General features: G+C 61.2%; 3 protein-coding genes. 1 reads left to right on the plus strand and 2 read right to left on the minus strand.

What is annotated here, in order from left to right:
• Positions 1 to 595 (minus strand): glycosyltransferase (locus EN738_RS32940; RefSeq protein WP_281034339.1); only part of this gene is annotated, 595 nt, incomplete at its 3' end.
• Between the two features lie 245 nt (positions 596 to 840).
• Here EN738_RS32940 and EN738_RS32945 point away from each other — a divergent pair.
• A complete protein-coding gene (locus EN738_RS32945) occupies positions 841 to 2226 on the plus strand; it encodes a polysaccharide pyruvyl transferase family protein (RefSeq protein WP_127287204.1) in 1386 nt (461 codons plus the stop codon).
• Here the strand turns inward: EN738_RS32945 and EN738_RS32950 are convergent.
• Positions 2122 to 3116 (minus strand): oligosaccharide flippase family protein (locus EN738_RS32950; protein WP_127287205.1); only part of this gene is annotated, 995 nt, incomplete at its 5' end. The genes EN738_RS32945 and EN738_RS32950 overlap by 105 nt on opposite strands.

Genomic DNA, 3116 nt, shown 5'->3' on the forward strand with positions numbered 1-3116 from the left:
GCCAAGGGGGTGCGGCGGGATTCTGCGCCTTCAATCGTTCATCAACGGCCACGGACGCGGTGTCGAAATATTTGTTCTCGACCAGTTCGACGGGCGCGGCGACCTGACCGAACGGCTTGAAATAATTGGCGATGAAGGCCGGAGACGAGGTCACGAGGAGCTTAACGTCGCGGGCGAGATAACGTTCCGCGCCGCGCAGCGCCTTGCCGACCAGATCGTCGCGCAGCACCAGGCGATGGATGTCGAGGCATTCGTAGACGAGCGGAACCCTGGCGCCGAGCGCGGCCTTGGCGCGGCGGGCAAGCGCCAGCATTTCGAGGTTGCGCGCAATGATGAGGTCGGGCCTCGGCATCGCCGCCAGCTTAGCGCCGATCCCGAACGCCGCTTTGGCGACCGCCGCCAGACGCTGGCCGAATCGGCCGTCGCGCGTCGCGCCGAGATCGATCGGGCGCAATCCTTCGATGTCGGCAACCGGGCTGGTGGTGCGGCGGAAACCCGCCAGCGTCACCTTGGCGCCGCCTGCCCTGAGCATTGTGATCCGCCGGCGAACCGCCGGGTCGGATACGTCATGCACAAGGTACAAGACATGCAGCATGAAACTCGACCGCTGTTGGCCCACCCACGGCGAAGTTAGTACAGCTCTTGCTGCATCGCAACATTTTTGGTGCAGTGTAGCAAGAAAGCGAGCATTTTTGTTGCGCTGCAAAAAACATCCGTTAATCTTGGCTGTGCTCGAGCGCCAGCCAACCGTTGGCCCTATGCCGCGCTTGGACGGCTACACGGATGCCGACCAGATCCAGCTGCCTGACCGTAGAACCAACTCACGAATGGGGTGATACGATGAACATCGTCGTTGAAAACACAGTCTGCCTGAATACCGGGGATGCAGCAATTCTGCTGGCGATCCGCCATATCCTCAAGGCAGTTGTCGGCGACGAACCGCGGTTCTTCGTCTTCGACAGCCAGCCTGAAGTCGCCGCAAAACTCTACCCGAAGAAGGATTACCCGGATCTCGAATTTCACAAGCTGCTGTCGGAAACCATGTTCCGTTACAGCTACGGCAGCGGGCTGAAACACCGGCTAAAACCGCATTATAACCGGCTCGTTCTTCAGGTTTTGCAGCGTTTCGGCACCGAAAGCTTCATCAGCCGCATCTTGTTCGGCGAAAGCGCCCGCCGCAGCCTCGAGATCTATCGGAACGCCGGTCTCGTGGTCACGACAGGCGGCACCTATCTGGTCGAGAATTACAATCTCGAAAGGCGCCTGAACCAATTCCGTGTCGATGCGATCCTCGGTAAGGATCCGGTTTTCTTCACGCAATCCCTCGGTCCGTTCAACAAAAGTTACAATCGACAGGAACTGGGCCCGATCTTCGACCGGAGCCCGCTCATCCTGCTTCGCGACGAGCGCTCCAGAAACCACATACTGGACATGGTGAAGGAGCCCGGTAAGTGCCACGTTGTGGCCGATGCCGTCTTTGCGCTCGCCGATACAGACAGGATCGGGAAACGGCTGGCTTCCGCCCAACCGCCGGTGGAAACGGGCCGCGTCGCCATCTCCGTCCGCCACTGGAACTATGTCAATGACGGTGAAGGCGGCATGCGCCGCTATCTCGATTCGGTGCGCGAAATCGCAACCATCCTCGTCAGGGATCACGGCAAGGAAGTGACCTTCGTCTCCACGTGCCAGGGCGTGCCGGAATACGCGCATGACGATTCCAAGACGGCGCGCGCAATCGTAGCCGAGCTTGATCCGGAGATCGCCAAGCATGTCAGCGTGGACGCTTCGTTCCACACCCCGGACCAGTTGATGGCGCTGGTGAAAGGCTTCGACTTCGTCGTCGCGACGCGCATGCACATGATGATCATGTCGCTTTGCGTCGGCACGCCGGTGCTGCCGATCGCCTATGAATTCAAGACCAAGGAAGTCGCCAAGCGCGTCGGTGTCGCAGACCTGTTGCTCGACATCGACACGGTGACGCCGCAGGAGGCAGCCGAAAAGCTCGGCAGGTTTGCCGCCAACCTCGACCAGTATCGCCGTACCAGCCTGCAGGCCGTGCTTGAAGAGCATGCTTCGGCAATGTCGGCCACAGGCTTGCTGAAGCCACTTATTCCAGGTGCTTCAGCGGATGTTGCGCGCGATGTTGGGAAGGGTGGCGGAAAGCATCCTGCGCGATTGGGGAAGGATCAGCATCAGGACGAGGGCAAGCCCGTAGTTGAGGCATAGCGCCAGGGCCACGGCGAGAAGGTCTGACTGGCCCGTGAGCGACGCCGGCAGCCCCAGATAGGCCAGCCAGGCGAGCAGGGACGAGACGATGAAGAGCCCCTGCATGATCAGGAAATCGCCGGCAGTCACCGGGCCGACACGGTGGACCAGCACGGCAAGCACCGGAACGCGCAGCACGTAGCCGCTGATCGCGTAGGCGGCCGCGACGCCGACAGCGCCCCAATGCAGGCCGACGATGAAGGAGGCGACCGTCGTCAGCGACGAGTAGATGCCCCAATGAAACATGGTCTTGGTCTTGCCTTGGCAGATGAATATCCACCCCGTCGTGCTTGAGATGGACTGCGTCAGGCTGGCGATGCCGAGCCAGGCAAAAATAGGCGCCACGGCGGTCCAGCGCGGCCCGAAAAGGAGCGCGACCACCTGATCCGAGGTCAGCGTCAGCGCTGCGATACCAGGCATGGTTACGGCCGCCAGCATCCAGTTGGTTCGCACGTAAAGGTCGCGAAACCGCGCCTTGTCCTCGTGAATTCGGCTGAGCAGAGGCACCATCACGCGCGTCAGCGGCTGGGTGATGTTCTGCAATGGAAACAACAGCAGCTTGTAAGCGCGGTCGTAATAGCCGAGCTCAATTGCACCGGAATATTTTCCGATGAGGATGTTGTCGAGATTGCGCGAGAAAAAGTTGACGAGGTTGAAGCCGGTCAGATTGGCGCCGAACGACAATATGTCGCCGTCGACCTTCAGGTCCGGCCGCGACGGCGTCCAACGGACCACCAGCCATGCTGCCGCCAGCGCAACGACTGCCGCGACAGCTGGCCCCAACACCAGCGACCAGTAGCCCATTCCCGCCCAGGCCGCGAGCGCGGCGGCGAGAAGTCCGGCAGCGGCGG

The sequence above is a fragment of the Mesorhizobium sp. M4B.F.Ca.ET.017.02.2.1 genome, assembly GCF_003998955.1.
Lineage (GTDB): Bacteria > Pseudomonadota > Alphaproteobacteria > Rhizobiales > Rhizobiaceae > Mesorhizobium > Mesorhizobium abyssinicae.

Coding starts and splice junctions, on each gene's coding strand:
- EN738_RS32945 (WP_127287204.1), top strand. CDS start 841: ATGAACATCGTCGTTGAAAACACAGTCTGCCTGAATACCGGGGATGCA.